The sequence below is a fragment of the Dactylosporangium sp. CA-152071 genome (assembly GCF_050936335.1).
GTDB lineage: Bacteria > Actinomycetota > Actinomycetes > Mycobacteriales > Micromonosporaceae > Dactylosporangium > Dactylosporangium maewongense.
On sequence record NZ_JBNJMZ010000002.1, the window covers coordinates 2792558 to 2813011 of the forward strand.

At 71.8% G+C, this 20454-nt stretch carries 12 protein-coding genes and 2 pseudogenes; 1 reads left to right on the top strand and 13 read right to left on the bottom strand.

Annotated elements, in window-relative coordinates; genetic code table 11:
* The first annotated feature begins 42 nt into the window (after positions 1–42).
* A complete protein-coding gene (locus tag ACQEVZ_RS52515) occupies positions 43–561 on the top strand; it encodes a hypothetical protein (protein ID WP_433383127.1) in 519 nt (172 codons plus the stop codon).
* A 194-nt stretch (positions 562–755) separates the two neighbouring features.
* Here the strand turns inward: ACQEVZ_RS52515 and ACQEVZ_RS52520 are convergent, their stop codons facing one another.
* From ACQEVZ_RS52520 to ACQEVZ_RS52580, 13 genes and pseudogenes are all read right to left on the bottom strand, one after another.
* A complete protein-coding gene (locus ACQEVZ_RS52520; RefSeq protein ID WP_433383129.1) occupies positions 756–2060 on the bottom strand; it encodes a hypothetical protein in 1305 nt (434 codons plus the stop codon).
* Positions 2061–2065: 5 nt separating this feature from the next.
* Positions 2066–2683, bottom strand: a complete 618-nt coding sequence (locus ACQEVZ_RS52525) for a neocarzinostatin apoprotein domain-containing protein (RefSeq protein WP_344498550.1) — start codon at positions 2681–2683, stop codon at positions 2066–2068.
* Positions 2684–2694: 11 nt separating this feature from the next.
* A complete protein-coding gene (locus ACQEVZ_RS52530; RefSeq protein WP_433386156.1) occupies positions 2695–2826 on the bottom strand; it encodes a hypothetical protein in 132 nt (43 codons plus the stop codon).
* Between the two features lie 138 nt (positions 2827–2964).
* A pseudogene (locus tag ACQEVZ_RS52535) lies at positions 2965–3696 on the bottom strand (ATP-binding cassette domain-containing protein); the annotation flags it as partial.
* A gap of 3 nt (positions 3697–3699) precedes the next feature.
* Positions 3700–5439: pseudogene (locus ACQEVZ_RS52540) on the bottom strand (ABC transporter permease subunit); the annotation flags it as partial.
* Entirely contained in the window at positions 5436–6167 is a 732-nt protein-coding gene (locus ACQEVZ_RS52545; protein WP_344498546.1) for an ABC transporter ATP-binding protein, read from the bottom strand. The gene ACQEVZ_RS52545 and the pseudogene ACQEVZ_RS52540, both read right to left, overlap by 4 nt.
* Entirely contained in the window at positions 6154–7521 is a 1368-nt protein-coding gene (locus ACQEVZ_RS52550; RefSeq protein ID WP_433383132.1) for a hypothetical protein, read from the bottom strand. The genes ACQEVZ_RS52545 and ACQEVZ_RS52550 overlap by 14 nt, the downstream gene beginning before the upstream one ends.
* Entirely contained in the window at positions 7508–8830 is a 1323-nt protein-coding gene (locus ACQEVZ_RS52555; protein ID WP_433383134.1) for a hypothetical protein, read from the bottom strand. The genes ACQEVZ_RS52550 and ACQEVZ_RS52555 overlap by 14 nt, the downstream gene beginning before the upstream one ends.
* Positions 8827–9792 (bottom strand): WxL protein peptidoglycan domain-containing protein, encoded by a 966-nt coding sequence (locus ACQEVZ_RS52560; protein WP_433386158.1) that lies wholly within the window; start codon positions 9790–9792, stop codon positions 8827–8829. The genes ACQEVZ_RS52555 and ACQEVZ_RS52560 overlap by 4 nt, the downstream gene beginning before the upstream one ends.
* Positions 9793–9863: 71 nt before the next feature.
* Positions 9864–11516, bottom strand: coding sequence for a hypothetical protein (locus ACQEVZ_RS52565; RefSeq protein ID WP_433383136.1), 1653 nt, complete (start codon positions 11514–11516; stop codon positions 9864–9866).
* Between the two features lie 427 nt (positions 11517–11943).
* Positions 11944–12207 carry a hypothetical protein gene (locus ACQEVZ_RS52570; RefSeq protein WP_433383138.1) on the bottom strand — a complete coding sequence of 88 codons (264 nt, stop codon included), beginning with the start codon at positions 12205–12207 and terminating at the stop codon, positions 11944–11946.
* 290 nt (positions 12208–12497) lie between these two features.
* Positions 12498–13088 carry a hypothetical protein gene (locus tag ACQEVZ_RS52575; protein WP_344498536.1) on the bottom strand — a complete coding sequence of 197 codons (591 nt, stop codon included), beginning with the start codon at positions 13086–13088 and terminating at the stop codon, positions 12498–12500.
* A 69-nt stretch (positions 13089–13157) separates the two neighbouring features.
* Complete coding sequence (locus ACQEVZ_RS52580) at positions 13158–20153, bottom strand: polymorphic toxin-type HINT domain-containing protein (protein ID WP_433383140.1); 6996 nt, start codon at positions 20151–20153, stop codon at positions 13158–13160.
* Positions 20154–20454 lie beyond the last annotated feature (301 nt).

The window sequence follows — 20454 nt, forward strand, 5'->3', positions numbered from 1 at the left end:
CCGGCATCGGCTGAGTGCTGAGTGCCACGGCGGGGAGGCGCGTTGCGACGAGGGTCGGTCTCCGCGGCGCTCCTGATGGCGCTGGTGGTCGGTGCCGCCTGCGGCATCGGCGAGGCGCTGCAGGATCCGGGGGATCCGGTCGACATGACCGCCGAGACCATCGCCGGCACCTGGCACGCGGGCACCGACCGGTTCATCACGTTCGGCGCGGACGGCACGTTCACCGCGCTGAACCTGCCGCCGGGCCTGTTCCACAGGTCCCCGTCCGGCCCGGCCGCCGAGCCGATCGACGCGTCCGGCCGGTATGTCCTCGCCTACCAGCCGGCGGCGACAGCGGGGCCGCACGCCTCCGTCAGGCTGATCATCGAGGAGCGCACCGGGGCGGACCTCGGCGTCGGCGGTGTCGAGCTGAGCGCGCTGCGGCCCGGCGACGGCCAGGTCTACCTGGTCTTCTTCTACGTCGGCGACCAGGGCAACATGACGACCGGCTACCTGCGGTGCGCCGACGCCTGCCCGCCACCCGCGAGCGCGGGTCTCGGCCCCGCTCCGCGGCCCAGCTGACCCTCAGGACAGCTTCAGCGCCTCCGCCTGGCCATGACGGCGCGGCGGCTGGTGAGGCCGACGCGGCGCCCTCGATCTGGCGTTCGATGAGAAAGCGTTGCACTGTGTGCTCCTTGGCTGGTGCTCCGGCGGGGCGCCGGGGCGATGCGTCAAGCCTCGCCGCCGGCGGCCCCCCGGACATCGGGAGCACCTACCTATTCGAGGACGATCCTGCGGCGGGCCCGTCTGGGAAGCACGACGAGCGCGCCCACCCCGGTGAGCAGCAGCGCCGTGCCCCACAGCAGGATCACCGGCAGGATCCCGCCGTCGCCTGTCTTCGGCAGCGCCTCCCCGGTGACCTCCGACGGGGTCGCCGGCGTCGACTTCACGGTGAACCTCGCGACGATCGTGGTGTCCGCCGGCGACGTCACCGGGTCGCTGCCCTTGTTGCACTCCGTGTCGACCTGCGGGTGGTCGAACAGGATGTCCGCGACCGTGAGGGTGACGACGCCGGGCGTACCGGCGACGAACTGCCCCGTGAGGGTGGCGCCGGGCACGGTCGCCTGTGCCGCGATCGAGCCGTAGGCCGGGCCGGTGAGCTTCACCGTGCCGGACTGGGCGCCGCTGAGCTTCACGGTGGCGGTCGGTTTGAGGTCACCGGCGGCGATCGGCGCCGGGCCGTTCTTGCCGCCGTTGTCGAAGGTGTACGTGACGGTGACGTTGGCGCCGTAGCCCGGGTTCGCCGGTGACATGGTGAGCGTGTGGGTGGCGGTCCAGTCGCGGATCGTGCTGAGCGTCTTGCACTTCATCGTCACCGACGCGGGCCCGAACGTCTCCGCGGGGGTGGCCGCCTCCGTGCTCGACGCCGACGCGCTCGGGCTCGCGGAGGCCGAAGCGGACGCCGAGGCGGAGGGTGACGCCGACGCCGAGGCCGACGGCGACGCCGAGCCGGACGGGCCGGGGGTGACGACGGCGGACGCGGTGACCGGCGTGTCGACCGGCGCCGCCTTGTGGTCGCGGTCGCCGCTCGCCGAGCAGTACGTGGTCGCGGTGGTGTTGGCGAACGCGACCTGCCGCACCACCAGCGTCACCGTGCCGGCCGCCGTCGCCGTGTACGTGCCGGTGGCGCTGATCGGGCCGAGCGGCACCCCGGCCGCCTTCGCCGCCGCCGGGTACGCGGCCTGGTCGAGGGTGACGGTCCCGGTCTGCGCGCCGCCGAGGGCGACGGTGACCCGCACGGGCACGTCGCCGGCGTTGAGCGGCACCGGGCCGTTGGTCACGCCGGCGACCGCGGCGAGGGTCACCGTCACGGTCTGGCCGGCCGCCGGGCTCGCCGGGGACTGGCTGAGCGTGAACGTGTCCGCCCACGTGGTCGGCGACGTGCCGGTCCCGGCGTCGCTGAAGTACAGCCGGCACCCCAGCGACGCGTCCACCGGTGCCGCGGCGGCCGTCCCGGTGACGACGGCGAGGCCGGCGCCCGCCACGGCGAGTGCCGCGGCGGCCATCGCGATGCGGCGCATGTCGCTCACACCCCTTCCGCGGTGTGCGCGCGACGCCGGCGGGCCGGGAGCACGACGAGGAGCCCGACGCCGAGCGTGAGCAGCGCCGACCCGGCCAGGACGACGACGAACGGCTCGTCGCCGGGGCCGGTCTTCGGCAGCGCCGTCGCCTCGGTCGTGGCCGCGGCGGCGGCCTGGGTGGTCGGCTGGGCGGCGGCGCCGAACGTCAGCTTCACCGAGGCCTTGTTGGCGGCGATCTCGCCCGCGTTGCCGCCGGACGGCAGGATCTGCGCGGCGATCACGCAGGTGCGCTTGGTGCAGTCGAACGTGCCGAACTTCTGCGCCAGCTTCAGCGTGACCGTGGGGATCTTGCCGGACGCGTCGGCGTTGACGAACTGGGAGCCGCCCGCGAGGTTGCAGTCGGTGGGGCCCTTCACCTCCTCGATGCACTGCCCGACGGCGATCTGCTTGAGGTTGGCGGTGAAGCCGCTGCCGCCGACGGTCACCGACACCCCGTCGGTCAGGCCGGTGGTCTTGCTGACGGTGAGCGTCGGCGCGGCCCACGCGGGCGCCGCGCCGAGCGGGACGACAGCGGCGAGCGCCGCGGTGACCAGCACCGCCAGGGATGCGATCCGTCGTTGCATCGAAGGTCTCCTCAGTGGGTTGCGCCGGACCGGTTGACGGCCGCGAGGTCGGTGCCGAGGTAGGAGCGCACGACGGCGGGGTGCGCGCGGACGTCGTCCGGGGTGCCGTCGGCGATGATCCGGCCGCCCTCCATCGCGACCATCCGGGTGGCGAGGCGGGACAGCAGGGGCAGGTCGTGCTCGATGACGAGCAGCGTGGTGCCGAGCTCGCGGTGCACGCGCAGCAGCAGGTCGCCGAGCGCCGCGCCGTCGGCCTGGGAGACGCCCGAGGACGGCTCGTCGAGCAGCAGCAACGCCGGTTCGAGCGCGAGCAGGCAGGTGATCTCGACCATCCGGCGGGTGCCGGTCGACAGGTTCCCGACCAGCGAACCGGCCACCGTGGACAGTCCCATGAGGTCGACCAGCTCGGCGGCCCGCGCGGCCTTGCGCCGCTCGGCGACCGGACCGCCGAGAGCGGAGGTGAGCAGGTGGCTCGGCGCGGTCCGCTCCCCCGCCGTCATCACGGTCTCCAGGACGGTCATCGTGCTGAAGAGCCGGGCGTCCTGGAACGACCGGACGAGGCCGAGCTTCGCGCGGTGCTCGGGGGTGGCGCGGGTGACGTCGCCGCCCGCGAAGGTCACGCTGCCGGCGTCGGGCCGGACGAACCCGGCGAGGATCTCGAACAGCGTGGTCTTGCCGGCGCCGTTGGGCCCGATGATGCCGAGGACCTCCCCGTCGGCGACGTCCAGGTGTACGCCGTTGACCGCCGTCACCCCGCCGAACGCCTTCGTGACGCCCCGCACCACGAGCAGCCGCTCCCCGTCCACCGGCGTGCGCAACGGCACGGTGCGCGCCGGCAGCGCCGGGCCGACGACCTGCTCCGGCTTCGCCGCGGGTTTCGCGGGCTCGGACCACCGTGCGGCGAGCCGGTCGCGGGCCCGTACCAGCAGACCTCCGAGACCCTGTGGCAGCAGCACGACGACGAGCAGCCACGCGAGGGTGAGCGCCGCCTGCCCGGGGATGCCGAGGTCCACGAAGGACGGGATGCCGACGATGAACAGCGCCCCGAGCAGCGGCCCGCCCAGCAGGCCGATGCCGCCGACGACCGTGACGGCGACAACGTCCACGCTCGCGCTCGCCGGGAAGCTGTTGACGGTGAGCTGCGTCTGGCCGTGGCCGATGACGGCGCCGCCGAGCCCGGCGAGCGCGCCGGCGACCGCGTAGGCCTGGAGCTTGCGCAGCGGCGCGGAGACGGTCAGCGCCCGCGCGGCCTCCTCGTTGTCGCGCAGCGCGGTGAGCAGCCGCCCGAACGCGCCGCGGCGCAGGTTCGCCGTCAGCCAGATCCCGAGGCCGAGCATGAGCAGCGCGAAGAGGTAGTAGTCCTTGGCGACCTCGAGGGTGTAGCCGGCCCAGCGCGGCTTCGGGGTGCTGACGCCGGAGCCGAGCAGCCAGTCGCGGCGCAGCAGGTAGGCGCTGGTGGCGAGGGCGAACGCGAGGGTGGTGACGGCGAGCGCGAGCCCCCGAAGGCGCAGCGCGGGCACCCCGACGGCGGCCGCGGCGAGGGCGGCCGCGGCGCAGCCGGCGACGACGCCGACGAAGAAGTTGCCGGTGTCGGCGCCGACCCGCACGGACACGGCGCCGCCGATGCCGGCGAACGCGAACTGGCCGAGGGACAGCTCGCCCGCGACGCCGGTGACGACGAGGACCGACAGCGCCACGAGCGTGAACCCGGCGACGGTCGTCAGCGCCGACGCGGTCTGGTTGTCCACGAGGTACGCCAGGGCCGCGGCGACCAGGAACCCGGCGGCGGCGACGAGCCGGCCGAGGTGCCGCACCGGCCACGGACCGGTCAGGATCGCGGCGCCGGAGCGGGCCCAGCCGCCGTCGTCGGCGTCGCGGCGGCCGAGCCTCGGCTGGCGCAGCAGCGCGATGAGGACGGTCGCGCCGAGCACCACCTGGACGATGCCGGTGCCGGCGGACCCGGACAGCAGGATCTGTTCGAGGACGCCGATGCCCAGCGACGCCGCGAACGCGACGGGGATCGACGACAGCCGGGCGATGACGGCGCCGGCGAGGCCCTTCAGCAGCAGGTCGGGGCCGAGCGTGTCGATGGACTGGGCGCCCTGGGTGGGTGTGACGAGGATGGCGGAGAACGCCGCGATCCCGCCGGCGATCGCCCACGCGACGGTGGCCATCCGCGGCGCGGCGACGCCGTCGAGCAGCGCCGCGGACGGCTGGTCGGCGGCGGCGCGGATGGCGAGGCCGTGCCGGGACCGCTTCAGGAACAGGGCGAGCCCCGCGAGCAGGATCGGGGTGAGGATCAGCATGGCGGTGAACGCCGGCCCGACCGGGGTCCGCCCGACGGTGAACGACGGCAGGCCCGGCGGCCGGGGGAAGGTGGCGCCGCTGACGCCCTGCCGGTTCACCAGCAGCGACACGACGAGGATGAACTGCGAGAGCCCGAGGGTGGCGATCATGCCGATGACCCGGGACCGGTGCCGCAGCCGCCGGACCACGCCCGCCTCGACCCCGGCGGCGACGCCCGCGGCGACCACCATCGCGGCCGGGAACGCGACCCAGTACGGCATCCCTTCGCCGGCGACGAGCCGGCCGAGCACCGCGGCGCCGAAGACGCCGATGGAGCCGTGCGCGAAGTTGACGAACCTGCTCGACCGGTAGGTCAGCACCAGGCCGACGGCGAGCAGCGCGTACGTGAGGCCGGTGAACAACCCCAGCAGGATGCGGTCAGGCCCGAAGTCGTACCCCCAGAGGCTCATGCATGACCGCCGAGCATGAGGGACTGCACGAGGTCGGGCCGGTCGGCGAGGTCGGCGGAGGTGTGTTCGGCGACGATCGTGCCCTTCTCCATGAAGTACGCGCGGTCCACGAGGGACAGCGCGACGTTGACGGACTGCTCCACCACGAGCAGCGCGGTGCCGAGCCGGTTCAGCCGGCGCACCATCTCCAGGAGGCCGCCGACGACGACCGGGGCAAGGCCGAGGGAGAACTCGTCGATGAGCAGCACCCGGGGCCGCTGGATGAGCGTCTTGGCGAGCACGAGCATCTGCCGCTCGCCACCGGACAATGTGGACGCCGGTTGGTCGCGCCGCTCGTACAGGCGCGGGAAGACGGCGAAGGCACCGTCGACCGCCTTGCGCAGGCGGCCGTCGCGGCGGCTGACCGTGTAGCCGTACATGCGGAGGTTCTCCTCCACCGTCAGCGACCCGAACGCCTGCTGACCGACCACCGTGGACAGTCCCAGCCGGACCCGGCGGGCGGCCGGCACGCCGGTGATGTCGCGCCCTTCCAGCAGCACCCGGCCGCCGGCGCCGGGGCGCTGCAGGCCGGCGAGGACCCGCACGAGCGTGGTCTTGCCGACGCCGTTCGGGCCGCAGACGCCGACCATCTCGCCGGCGGCGACGCGGACGTTCACGCCGTACAGCACCTGCACGGGCCCGTAGGAGGCGTCGACGGCGGCGCAGGACAGCGCGTCAGCGGGCCGCAAAGGGCACCTCCTCGCCCTGGTAGGCGAAGCAGCCGCAGCCGCCGTCGTAGGCGAGGGGGCGGTAGCCGTTCGCGGCCGAGAACCGGCCGGGGCCGAGCAGCCCGGCGAACCCGGTCGCGGGGCTGAACCCGGTGCCGAGCGCGCGGGCGGCCTTCGACCACGCGGCCGCGTTGAGGTCGGCGCCGAGGTCGCGGGCGCCGGCCTGCAGCAGCAGCGCCGCGTCGCAGTAGGGGAACGCGACGCGGGCGTTCTCGCGGGTCGCGAACTTCTGCCCGTCGGCCTCGTACACCTTCAGGCAGGCGCGTTCGGCGTCGGTGCCGGGGAACGGGTACGCGCTGTCGGGGACGTCCTGGCTGGGGTTGAAGCCGATGCCGACGGCGCCCTCGAGGCCCTCCTTCGGGATCGTCGCCGGGTTGTTCACCAGGAAGCTCGGGTTGTCGAAGCTGGACAGCGCGTAGCGGGCGGTGAAGCTCTGCGCGGCGGCGACCGTGAGGAAGAACGACGCCATCCGGGCGCCGCCGAGGAAGAACACGCGGTCGACCCCCTTGGCGCGGAAGTCGACGGCGGCCTGGTTGAGCCCGGCGTTCAGGGTGCCGAGGTCGGTGGTGTCGATCCACGCGACCGCCGGTGTGACGTTCAGCCGTTTCAGCTCCGGTACGGCGAGGCGCTCGTACGCGCTGCGGTTGGTGGGCGTGTCGGCGGCGACGACGCCGGCCTTGGTCTTGCCGGCGAAGTACTGCTGCTGTTCGAGGCTGCCGAGGAACGCCCGCACGAACTCGTCGTAGTCCGGGTAGCTGGCGGACCACAGGTACGGTGCGAGCTTCGTGAACGTGGTCTGGTCGTTGGCGACGAGGGTGGCGTCGAGCACGAGCGTGCGGCGAGACGCGTAGCAGGGGCGGGCGTTGCTCTGGAACTGGCCGGTGAGCACGACCGCGAACGCCTTGTCGTCCTGGGTGACCTGGTTGCACAGCCGCTCCTCGGCGGCCGGTGAGTCGTCGGCGGCCTCGTAGTCGCGGTAGACGGCGACCATCTTGCGCCCGGCGACGCCGCCGTTGGCGTTGACCCACGTCTCGAGGGCCTTGACCTGGCGGGCCGGGTCGCCGGCGTCCGCGGTCTTGAAGCCGGTGACGCTCGCGGTGGCCTTGAGGTCGACGCCGACGAACACGACCTTGACGCTGTCCGCGGTCACGCCCGGCCCTGCCCCGGTCACCGGCTGGTCGCCGGTGGCGCCACCGCCGTCCAGTGCCCCCGGCATCACCGAGGAGCAGCCGGCGAACGCCACCACGGCGGCGACCGCGGCGGCGCCGGCGCGCAGCGCGAGGGACCAGTCGTGCACCCGCTCACGCACCCACATCAGGGCTCCTCTTCCGCCGGCCGGGCCGGCCCTTCCGGGATGGACGCTGCAGTGCGGCCCGCCAGTCGTCGGCGTCCGCGTGGCCGGCGAGGTAGGCGTCCAGCTCGCCGAGGTCGACGACGGCCGCGCTCCCGCCGGCCTCCGGCACGTCGGATGCCGGGCGGCCGCCCGCGAGGACGGTGTCGAGAGCCGCCAGGTCGACGATCGCGGTGCCGCCGTCGCCGTCCGGCTCGCCGATCAGCTCCCGCAGGGTCGCGGCGCTGATCTGGGCCCGGGCCTTGCGGCGGAGCCGGTTCGCGCCGGGGGCGTCGTCGAACACGAGCACCGCGCCGAGCGCGGGCACCCGTACCAGCGGCGGCAACAGCAACGGGTCGGCGCTCTGCGGCACGAGGGTGTCGCGGTGCCGCCGGGCCTTCAGGCGGCGGTGGACGCCGAGGACGATGAGCGCGACGCCGAACACGTTGAGCGCCAGCAGCCCCCACGGGTACGCGTCGTAGCCGACCGACGCGGCGCCCAGCCCGGCGATGTCGGCGCGGACCTGGTACCGGCCGAACGCCGCGAACGGGATCGTCACCGGCACCCGGTATTCGCGGGTCTCGCCGGGGCGGATCTCGCCGGAGCGCGGCGCCTCCGCCGGGTCGCCGCCGCCCTTGCCGACGCGGACGTTGAGCGGCAGCTCCCGCAGGCTCTGCGCGCCCGGGTTGCGGACCTCGTAGACGAGGGTGCGCTCCGCGCGGGCGCCGAACCACTCCGTCCACGACGGCCGGCCGGTGAGCCGGATCCGCACCACGTCGAGGCGGGCGATGGTGCTCGCCGCGGTCGGCGCCGGGCCGGTCGCGTGGCCGGGGATGTCGAGGGGCACGTCGACGTGCCCGCTGGCGCCGGTGCCGACGAGCGCGACGTGCACGACGCACGGGCACGGGCGGGGTGGGTCGCCGACGCGGATGTCGACGCCGAACGTGCCGTCGGCCCGGGCCGGTGTCGCGACCGCCGCGCGCATGTCGCAGGCGCCGGAGCCGGTCATGGCGAGCTCGCCGCAGGTGACGAGCTGCAGCAGCTGCCCGGCGGGCCAGCCGGCGCCGGTGATCCGCAGCGTCGCGCCCGGTTTCGCCGACGGTGCGGCGGCGCTCGCGGTCATGCCGTCGGCGCGCGCCGGCGCGGCCGGCAGCACCGCCAGCAGCAGTCCACAGAGGACGGCGACGGTCCGCGCCGCCGCCGGCGGCACCGTCCGCGGCGGTCCACACAGGACGCCGACGGCCCGAGGCGCCGCCGGCCGCGGTCCACGGAGGACGGTGAGGGTCCGCCTCATCGCACCGTCACCGGTTCGGGCAGTCGCCTGCGGGGCTTGGCGGTCACTGCGGCGGCGCGGCGCCGGCGGTACCAGACGAGCAGCACCAGACCGGCGACGACGACGGCGAGGGTCGGCCACGACACGACCACCGTCGTGTCCTGCGACCGCGCGGAGACGCCGCCGTCGGCGGTCACGGTCACCGAGGTGGTGACGACGTCGAACGGCCACACGCCGCTGAACGTGCCACCGAGCCGGGTCCGCGCGCCGGGCAGCAGGTCGATCTGCGGCGCGCTGCCGTGCTGGGCGATGCGGTGGCCGAACAGCCCGGTGACCCGCACCTCCAGCTTCGGCGGCAGGTGCAGGTTGCCGGTGTTGACCACGTCGTACGTGTAGGAACCGTCGACGGTGGACGGCAGCCACGGGGTCCCGTGCCTTGTCGTCACGTGGTCGACCCGCAGGCCGGGGACGGTCGGCCCGCTGACGCGCAGGTACACGCGGGCGGCCACGGCGCGCTGGACGGTGACGTCGACGCCGTTCTGCTTCGTGGTCGCGCCCGGCTGCTCCTCCATGGCGACGACCCCGCCGACGTGGTCGCCGGGGGTCGCGTTGGTGGGCACGGTGATGACGAAGGGGACGTCCGCCTGCGACTTCGCCGGCACCGTCACGGTCGCGGCGCCGACCTGGGTCCAGGCGCCGATGTCGACTCCGGCGGCGTCCTGGGTACGCAGGCCGAACCCGCCGTCGCGGGGGGTGTTGTACGCGTCGGCGCCGTACAGGCGAAACGTGCGCGGCTGGTCGGCGAGGTTCGTCACCCGGACCGAGTCCTGCACGGAGGTGCCGGGCGGCGACTCGAGGAAGAAGTACAGGCGCGGCGCCGGGCCCGGCTGCGCGGGCGGCGTCGGGTTCACCGACCACTCGCCGTTGTCCGCGGCGTGCGCGGGCGCGCCGACGAGGGCGACCGCGAGCACGACCGCGAGCACGCTTGTCAAGGAACGCAACGTCTGTCCTCCCGCTTGGAGGTGGGGGCCCGGCAGGACCCCCACCTCGGCTGCTAGCTCAGCGTGATCGTGAGCGTCGCGGTGTAGCTGCCGGCCAGCTGGTTGGCCGGGATCTGCAGGTCGAGCGCGGCGCCCGCGTCGAAGCCGCCACCCGTGCCGGCCGCGTCGGCCGGGGCCGAGCACAGGGTCGAGCCGTCGACCGCACCCGCGGAGCCCGCCGTCGCCGTCACCGCGTTGGTACTGCCGGCGGCGGCCACACACGTCGGGATCCAGGTGAGGTTCGCCTTCGCGATGCTGCCGCCCGGCGTACCGGTGAAGTCGGTGACCGCACCGACCAGGCTCCAGCCGAAGGTGCTGCCCCGGTAGTCCGTCACGGTGATCGGCGCGAGCGCGCCGGTGCCGTGCTGGACGGTGCCGTTGAGCGTGACGCCGCTCAACGTGACGTTGCCCGAGCCGGTGGTGCGGGACATCGCGAGGTTGCCCGCCGTGACCGTCTGGGACAGGTTGTAGGTGAGGTTGCAGGAGCCCGTGGCGGCCAGGCCGGCCTTCGCCACGCAGGAGTCGGCCGAGGCCGTCCAGGTGGCGACCGCGAACAGGGTGCCCGGCCCGGTGCCCGACGACGCGCCGATGTAGGCGGTGGTCGGGTCGTTCACCGTGAACGAGCCCGTGATCGCGCCGGTCGCGCTCGCCGTCGCCGTGACCGCCGCGTCGGCGGTGGGCGGCGGCGGGGGCGCCCCGGCCTTGTAGCCCCGGATGGAGACGGTGCTGCCCGGGTTCCAGTTGGTGCCGGTCACCGCGACCGCCGTGCCCGCGCCGCCACCACCGGGGGTGATGGAGATGGCCGGTGCGCCGAGGATCGTGATCGGCGTGGTGACGGTGTTGGTGCCGTCGGACACCGACAGCGTCCGCGCCCCGGTCGTGGCGCCGGCGGGGACGACGAGCGTCCCGGTGCCCGCACCCGTGGCGTCAGTGGTGCCGGCGCCGCTGCCTTCAGCGGTGCCACCGCCGCCCGCGTTCTTCAGCGACGCGCTCAGGGTCGCGCTTGGAGCCAGCCCGGTCACGGAGAAGTTGATGGTGTTTCCCGCCCGCGCAGCGCTCGTGACGCTCTGCCCGGTGACCGAGGTGATGCTGGTGCCGCCGCCGAACACGCTGTAGTTCTCGACGATCGTGCTCGCCGCCGGGGCGGCCTTGTGGTCCCGGTCGCCCGGGCCAGAGCAGTACGTCTTGGCGGTCGCGTTGTTGAACACGGCCTGCGTGACGGTGAGCGAGGCGGCCCCGGCCGTGCCGGCGACGTACGTGCCGGTCGCGGTGATGGAGCCGAGCGGCGCACCCGCGGCCGCCGGGGCGGTCGGGTAGGTGGCCATGTTGAGCGTGACGGTCCCCGACTGGGAGCCGCCGAGCGCCAACTTGATGACGACCGGCACGTCACCCGCGTTCAGCGGGACCGGACCGTTGTTCGGCCCGGCGACCGCCGTGAAGGTGACGGTGACGGTCTGCCCGGGCGACGGCGTGGCCGGCGTCTGGGTGAGCCCGAACGTGTCGTTCCACGTCGTCGGCGAGCTGCCCGTGCCGGCGTCGCTGAAGTACAGCCGACAGCCGAGCGAGTTCGCCGCAGGCCCGTACGCTCCGGCAGGCGCGCCGCCGAGCGCGATGGCAGCGGTGAGGCCCAGTGCCCCAGCCGCCACCACCTTGGAGGGATTCTTCATCGAATCGCCTGCTTCCTCTCTGGTGTTTGCTCCGGCGACTGCCCCACCGCCTTCAGTCCCCGTTTCGCAGAGTGGAACGATGTTTCATCGGTGGTAACGTAAATAAACGCAGCCCGAACCCTCGTTGTCAACCGTCCGGACAGCCGCTGTTCGCGTCCCACGATGCGGGACGGCGGCACGGGGAGCGGCGCTTTTTGGGATCGGCAACACCCACGCAACAGCGCGTCCGCATGGGCACACGCAGGCGACCGGCAACTGCACCGCGACCCGGCGCCCTGGGATCCACCGGGCCTTGCGCTGGATGGCAGCGGTCCTCACGCAGGATGCGGCATCACATCGTCGATGTCCGCGGTCCAGCAGTGCGCCGACAGCACGGTGCTGCCGGAGGCACACCCCCGGCAGCACCGACTCGCACAACGACCGATGGTCAGACGTCCACCGGATCGCCAGTCGCTACGAACGCCCTCACGGCGACGAGAAGTCGCCGCAGGAAGCCTTGCAGATCGGGCGCCACCAGGCGTGGCTGCTCGAAGCTGCTGGAATGGATTCCGTCCTCGACGAGGCCCGGGTCGGGCTCCGCGACGTAATTGCCGTCTTCGTCGAACGGGTAACCGAAGCGTTGTTCGAAGTTGGCGGACAACGCAGCGATTTCGCGTCGGACCGCCGCCTTCCACCCCGCAATGTCGTCCATGGCCGGCTACCCCCTCCAGAAGTGATGGCCGAATTCAACATCGATCGCCCAGGCAAACATCTCGATCGTGGATCTGGAGGCGTTGGGGGTGGTGCGCCGGAACTCGGTGAGTGGGCCATGGAGGACTACGACGAGGACGCGCCGCGGCAGGTCGTCGACGACTCCAACTACCAGCGCCCGCTGACCCTCACCGAGCCTCCCGGCACCGTCACCTGGTGCGACAGCCACGACGGTCGCGGGTCCCGGCCGTTTCGGGATCGCCGCACGCGGCGACGACGGTGCTGTCTGGGCTACCGGTCCGGGAGGCCGGCGAGGTGATCCAGCCAGCGCCGGACCGCCCGCAGGTCGGCCGGGCTGGACCTCGGGTCGTCGAGGATCCAGCCCGTGGCCTGCCGGGACCGCTGCATCCGCTGTACGTCGGGCACGAGGACCCCGCCGATGGACCTCTGCCACAGGTCGCCGCGCACGGCCACGTCGCCGTCGCGCGACAGCATGACGAAGACCGGCCGGCCGCGGCCGAGGCCGAGGATGCCCGCCGAGCCTTCGCCGACGACATCCCAGTCGTCGGTCAGCGCCACCTCGGCCCACCAGCGCGTGCCGTAGGCGCTGTCCTCGCTCAGGTCGACGGCGACGAGGAACCGCCGGTCCTCGGGCGTGAAGAGGCCGTGGCCGCAGCACATCTCGTGCCAGGCGGCGTTGCCCCGCTCGACCAGGTCCGGCGCGTCGTCCGGAATCTCGAACCAGCGCCGGCCCGGAAACTCGGAAGCGTTCGTCGCCGCGGCGGCGACCGCGGGCGGGATGTAGGGGTGCCCGGGGTCGGCGACGGTGATGAACTCCAGGCCGGCACGACCGAACTCCGTGCTCAGGTCGCGCATCCCCATGCTCCGATCGTCGTCCTGCGCGGGACCGGCGTGGGGTGCGGTCCGCGCACCCCACGCCGGTCAACCACCTTACGGAACGGACGTCACCACAGGTGCCGTCGCCCACGGATACTGATAGACCTTCGAATAGTCGTGCACGCCGTGCTGATCGAGGCCGACCCAGGCGAGCGCCCCGTCGGACCGGCGCCTGACCACCCGGAACTGGCTGCCGTCCCCGAGATCGTAGATCGGTTCACCGCCGAAACCACGCCCGAAGTGCCCCGCCGGCAGATTGTGCCCGCCGAAGTTGTCCCGGGTCTGGTTGGGGTTGCGGCGCTGCGGGTACGTCGGGTCGGTCATGATGCGCCGGACGATCTCATGGATGGCGGGCGGCACCTGGAAGTACGACCGGTTCTGCTTGAAGTGCCCCTTCCACTGGTCACTCCGGGCCTTGACGTTCTTCGGCGAGTAGGGGTCGTCGGCCGCGTAGTTGTCGTTGTCCTCGTCCTTGGGGCAGTTGTGCACGAGCACCGGGGACGCACCGGCGAGCACGTAGTACGTGTGCATCCGGGCGACGGTGAGGTCGTGCATGTACTTCGCGCCGGTCCACACCACGGACGCGCTGACCGTGGCCGTCGAGCCGTCGGGCGCGACCAGCAGATCGCCGGACGCCAGCTCCCCCGCGTGCTCCCACCGCTCGTGGGATTCGTTCCAGAACGGGTGGTTGGCGGTCGTCTGCAGGGTGGCCTTGCCGCCCTCGCCGTCCACCACGTCGAGGGTGGCGAACTCCGCGTCGAGGTTGCGGTGCAGCGCCTCGACGACCTGGGCGCGCGTCTCACCGGTCTCCGGATCGGTCGCGAGGACCTCGTCGCCGACCTGGATGTCCTTGATGGCCTTGACGGTGCCGTCGGCCATCAGGACCCTGGTCTCCGGATCGAAGCTGTGCTTGCAGCTGTCGCCGTCGCCGCCCGAGTTCTGGTCGCCGGACTTGCCGTCCCCGCCGGAGTTGTTCCCGTCGCCACCGTCGCCGGTCTTGTCGCCGGACTTGGTGGTGTCACCGGAGTTGCCCGAGTCGCCGCTCGACGACCCGTCGCCGTCCGAACTGTTGCCGTTGCCGTTACCGTCGCGGTTGTGTGACGGTCCGGTGTCGATGCCGGGGATCTTGACGTTGAACTTCTCGGCGAGCTTCTTGGCGAGGGCGGCGCCGCGGGCGCTCAACCCCGCGCCGCCGGACAAGGCGGTGATCAGCATCTCGCCGGCGAGCTCGCCGATGGTCACCCCGCAGTCGTAGGCGGTGGCGTCGCCGCCGACGCACGAGGCGATCTGGTCGCAGATGCCGCTGATCGCGCACGCCCAGCCCATGACGAAGTTGCCGGTCTTCTTCTCCCACTTCTTCGCCTCGCCCTTGAGGCCGTTCCACGCTCCCTTCGGGTCCCTGAGCATCTTGAGGATGCCGAAGAACGCTTCCCAGAACTTGAGGCTGTTCCAGAGGCCGCTCAGGAAGCCCTTGAAGAAGTCGCCGACGCCCTTCAGTCCGCTCGGGTCCGAGAGCGTGGTCGGGTTGTTGCTCGCGTACGCGTAGCCGTGCATCTGCTGCGGATCGTTGAAGTCGACGAGCGGGTCGAGGGAGATGAACCTGCCCGTGTTCGGGTCGTACTCGCGGGCACCGAGGTGGACCAGGCCGGTGGGGTCCGCAGTGCCGCCGACGAAGCCCTTCTTGTTCGGCCACGACACCGCCGCGCCACGGGCCTCGCCGTACGGCGTCTGGCGGCGGCGGGTCACGGTCTGGGCCGCGTCGCCGCTGATCGCGACATTGCCCGTGCCCTGCTGGTCACCGCAGAGCCAGGCGATGCCGCTGCCGGTCCGCTGCCCCACGACCTGACCGTTGAACGAGTAGAAGCGGGTCGTCGTCAGCGTCGAGGCGCCGGTGAGCTTGATCTCCATGTTGCCGACGTAGAGCGTGGCGCCGGTGCTGTCCTTGGCGAGCAGCCGGTTGCCGGCGCCGTCGTAGACGTAGGACGTGGTGCCGGTCGTGTCGGTCACCGAAGTGAGGCGCCCCTCGGCGTCCCACTGCAGGTTCTGCTGCCCGTTCGGGCCGGGCCGCGACGTCGTGTTACCGGTCTTGTCGTACTCGTACGTCGAGGTCTTGAGGACCTGCCCGGTGGAGTTCTTGAGCGTGGAACCCTTCAACAGGTGCGGCTGCGTCCCGGCGACGCCCTGGTTGGGGTAGGTGTAGTCGGTGGTCTGCAGCCCGGTCGGGGTGAGGTGGTCGATCTCCTTCAGCCTGGAACCGGTGCGCCCCTTGGGGTCGGTGGCGGCGCCGAAGTCCCACTCCTGCCAGTACGGCGCCGGGCCACCCATCGTCGTCGACGCGGGCGAGGTCGAGCAGTCACCGCTCTGCGGCGTCCACGCCTGCTTCAACCGGCGGGCGTGGTCGTACTCGAAGCACTGCGTGTCCCGCTGGCCGTTGAGCGGGTTGTCGTCGATCTTGATCAGGTTGCCGGCGGGGTCGTACTTGTACTCCGCGTCCGCGACGTACGCGGAACCGACCGACTTGATGACCGCCTGCCGCTTCACCTGGTGCGTGACGTCGTCGTACTCGGTCTTGCTCTGCACGAAGGGTGCACCGGTCAGCGCCGTGGACCGGATCACCGAGCTCGACTCGCCGAACTCGGTGTAGGTGGCGTCGGTGACGTAGTGGGTCACGTCGCCGTAGTTCGTGGTCAACGCCTTCGGCAGACCGTACGTGCTGTCGTACTCGTACGTCAGCGTCTCCCCGGCGAGGTTGCCGACGGCCGGGAACGTGACGGTGTTCAGGTCGCCGTTGACCTTGTACGTGTTCCGCACGGCGAACGAGGTGCCGAGGACGCCCTCGCTCTGCGGAAGGGTGACCCTGGTCTGCGTCGGCCGGTACAGCGCGTCAGCGGTGACCAGCTCGGTCTTGTACTCGTCGGTGCCGACGAAACGGGACACCGACTTCGTCAGGCCCTTGGCCGGCAGGTCGTACACCGTCTGCACGCGCAGCGGCCCGGTCTCGCTGCCGTCACGGATCGAGGTGGGCCGGTCGAGGTCGTCGTAGGTGTACGCCAGAACCCGGTTCTCGGCGTCCTTCACCTGCACCAGCTGGTCCGAGGTGTTGTACGTGTACTCGGTGGCGCCCCGGTCCGGGTCTGTGGACTTCTTCGTGCGACCCAGCTCGTCGAACTCGTACGACCACACGTTGCCGGAGGCGTCGGTGATCTTCTCGACCTGCCCGGTCTTGTTGTAGCTGTAGGAGATCTCGTCGTAGCTGCCGGTCGGGGTGCCGCCGTGGTACTGCCGCAGCTTGGTCGTCTGCCCGCGGCTGTCGGTGAACGTGGCGCCGGCCGTCCCGCCGAGCGGCGGGGTGACCGTGGTGTAGTCGCCGTAGTACTTGGTGACCGTGCTCCACTTGTAGACGTTCTCCGAGTACAGCGCGGCCTCGATCGGCCGGCCCGCCGTGTCGAAGTCGATGCGGCTCTGCGCCGGCACGTCCAGGTCGGCGGGCTGGTGCAGGGTGAGCCCGGCCGTGCCGGTCGTGTCGTAGGCCGCGTTGCTCTTCCACACCCGGCCGAACGAGTCGTAGAAGTTGGTGTCGGCGATGATCCTGCCCCCACCGACCGCCTTCGCCTGCTTCTGGCGCGGTCGCAGCAGCCCGTCGTACAGCTCGAACAGCGACTGGTAGTTGCCGTTCGCGTCCTGGCTGAGGGTCTCGACCGCGTTCACCGAGGTCTTGCTGATCGTGTACCGGTATTCCACGCTCGGCGTGTTCAGGTTGCTGGCCTGCAGCCGGTCGGCGTTCCACACCTTGGTGCGGCGGCCGAGCGAGTCGTACTGCGCCGAGGTGACGCGGCTGTTGACGTCGGACTCGCTGAGCACCTCGCCGTGCGCCGGGTCGATGACGACCGTCGTGGTCCACAGCTTGGGGTTCGTGGTGGTCATCCCGACGAGCGGGCCGCCCGTCGTCGGCGAGTAGTCGGTCTTCGACAGCCGGCCGGCGATGTCGGTCGACTCCGTGGTGCGGCCGTGCGGGTCGTGCTTGTACGTGCCGACAGTCTGGAACTGGACGTTGCCGCCGTTCCAGGCGCTCATCCGCTCGATCTTCGTGACCAGACCCGTCGTCGGCGTCGCGCCGTAGGCCAGGTTGTCGTACGTGTACCGCAGGTCCGAGATCACCTGGTCCGCGGCGGACGGCCCGCCGGCGGTGCAGTCACCGGCCCAGGTCCGGACCCGCTTCGCCGAGCGCAGCACCCATACGTTCGGATCGGTGTTGGGCAGGTACTCGTGCACCGTGCACTTGTCGTCGTCTGGGTCCGCCGGGTCGCCGAGATCCTTGATCTTCAGCGGGACGCCCTGCTGGTCGTTCTCGGTGACCGTCTCGAAGCGGCGCCACTGCCCGCCGCTGATCAGCGCGCGGGTCGCGGTCTTCTCGCTGCCCGTATAGCGGGACTCGGTGACGACGCCGTTGATCGTCCGGCTCGCGGCGGGGGTCGTCGACCGCCACGGGGTCGTCACCGTGCCGGCGTTGACCGCCCCGTCCAGATAGACGAGCTGCTCACGAACCATGCCCGCGAACTGCTCGTAGTCCGGGAACGGACCACCCTCCAGGCCGGTGACGTTCACCGTTCTGGTGCCGGAGGCGGTCTTGTCGCCGTGCATGCCGCGGAAGTACTGCGCCCGCAGCACCTGCTGCTTCGGGCCTTCCCCGAACTTCGTCTTGACGTACGGATACCCGCGCCATTGACCCCACGTCTTGTACTTGGCCTGGACGAGGCCGTCCTCGCCGTCCCAGTGCCACAGGGGCAGGTTCTCGGGGTTCTCGTACTCGTAGAACGTCTTGGTGGCGCTGCCACCGGCGGTGAGGTCGATCTGCTGCACCGAGTCGACCACGTACTTGTGGAAGTAGTCGGTGCGCGGCTGGGTGTACCCCTGCGGGACCCACTTCACCGGGTAGCAGCGCAGGGTGTTGCTGTCCAGGGCATTCGAATTCGGCAGCCGGCCGGGGTTGGTGCAGTCCGGGTCGCTGTAGTCAACGGCGATCTCCGCACCCGCCTCGGTGCGGATGGACGTGATGCGCCACCAGTTCATCGCCGGCGCGAAGTCCGACCACACCGCGTCGACGCGGTTCGGCAGCTGGATGCCCTCGAACGTGACCTCGGGCAGCGTGATGGCGGTGCCGTTGAGCCCCTTGTGGGTGATGCCTTCCAGCCACAGACCGGCCCGCGTCCCGTCGCCCGGGTCGGGGAACGACTGGCGCAGGATCCACTGGTCGACGTCCTGGTATCCGCTGCCCTTCCGCACCTTCGTGGTGACGCTCGTAAGCCGCTTGCTGCTCCAGAACGTCGGCGCCGACTGCCAGCACGTCCCGCTCGACGCGCAGTTCTGGTCCCACGGTGTGTCCGGCCAGTTCGTCTTGTCCTTCGTCCCACAGTTCGCCGTCACGCACCGGTCCGACACACCGAAGTGCACCTGCGCCGGCGCGGCCGTCCCCGTGTACGCCGAGTCGGTCCGCACACCGTTGACGACGGTGCGGTTGTCGGTGCCGTAGTCGATCCGGACGGGGTACGCGTCACGGTGATAGACGACCGGCGAATTCTCCTGTTTGTTCTTCGCGTAGTAGTTCGTGTCCCGCGCGTACCACAGCGATGCGGTGTTGCCGTAGATGTCCTCGATGTAGTCGAGGTTCCACCGGTACGCCTGCGTGCAGAACGACGCCGCGAACGTGGATGCCTTGCACGGCTCCGTCGCGTGGTTGCCCGCGACCGGCACCGCCTGCACCGAGTTCGTCTCCGGCTTGTTCGCCGTCCAACCCGGCAACCGGTTCCGACCGAAGAAGTACTTCGTCCCGTCCGCCGCGGTGACCTTCCAGTACTCACCGTTGTCGTCACCGTTGGTGTTGGCCCCGCCGATCACCTTCTCGATCCGCGACCCGTCGTCCTGGACCGGGTGCCACAGACCGCTGCCGTCCTTCAGCAGCTCACCGCCACCGCCGTTGAGCGACATCACCGCGTTGTCGGTGGCCCAGCACATGTCGCCGGTGTCCTCGGTGTTGTTCGCCTTGCTGCCCTTGTCGTCGGCCTTGTCATCCGCACAGCCGACGTACCGGCGCTCGATGAAGCCCGTGTCGTAGGAGAAGCCCTCACCGATCCAGCCCGGCTGGTTGTTCGACGCCGCCTGCCGGCCGTCCACCGACTGCGACGAGTAGCTCAGACCCACCGTCGGCCCGGGACCACCCACCGCCGGGGGCACCCGCATCGGGTACGACCAGGAGAAGCCACCGGCCGAGCCACCCTGCGACCACGTCGACGACGGGGCAAGGGTTGTCGCACCGAAGTCACCAGCTCCGCCGGACGGCCCCGCGGCGAGAGCGACCGTGACGTTGCCCGACGTCAGCTTCGACGCCGCCGCGGTCGTCACCGGCGCCGGCAGCGTCACCTCACCGGTCACCGTCTTGGTCTTCACGTTGTTGTCGGACTTCACCGGCACCGCTCGGCACGCCGCGTCCTCGGGGCGGGTCTGGTGGCACTCCGGGATGACCAGGAGCCGCAGCCGGCTCGACCAGTCCGCACCGAACGCCGACTCGAACGCGCCGTAGCTGGCCTCCAGCTTCACGACGCCGGTGCTCGCGGCCGCGTCGGTCCGCGCGACCCGGAACATCACGCCCTGCACACCGGCCGCGTGGACCTCGTCCTGCGACAGCGTCTGCACCCGGACCTGCTCCGGACCCTTCGCGCCGGCCACCACCCGCAACGGCGCACCAGGCACCGACACCGACGTCTCCGCCGGCGACGCGCTACCGGACGCCCGCAGCTGCGACCGCGCCGCGGCGATGTTCACGTCCGCGGTCGCGGCCGCCGGCCACTGCACCGAGCCGACCGTCGCGCGGCGCGCCGCCGCGGAAGCGGTGCCCGGCTGCGGCTGCTTCACCGCCACCGTGCCACCCGGCACATCCTTGAACCGCTGCGCCGCCTCAGGCTTCGTCACCTTCGGCGCCGCCTGCACCGGCGGCACCACCAGACAATTGGCGGCGAGCGCCAGGATCGCCGATGCGGCGACCGTACGCGTCACGCGCCCGAACAGCCGGCGGGACCGGCCTGGCAGCAATGGCAGGCCGGGCGGCCCGAAGACACCGGTCAAGGACACAATTCCTCCGCAGCAATGCGTAAGTGGCCACCGTCGAGACACGACGGCAGCCGAACATCGTCAAGAAACAGAAGATGAAGAAGAAGGATCCAGCCGGCCTACGCCGGTACGCCGACCATCTGCGGAATCATGTCGGCCACTGCCTTCTGCGCAGCGCGCAGCCACCACTGAACATGTAAAGCCTCCCCGTTAGGCCCATGCAGTCGCACCGGGATCGATACCCGAG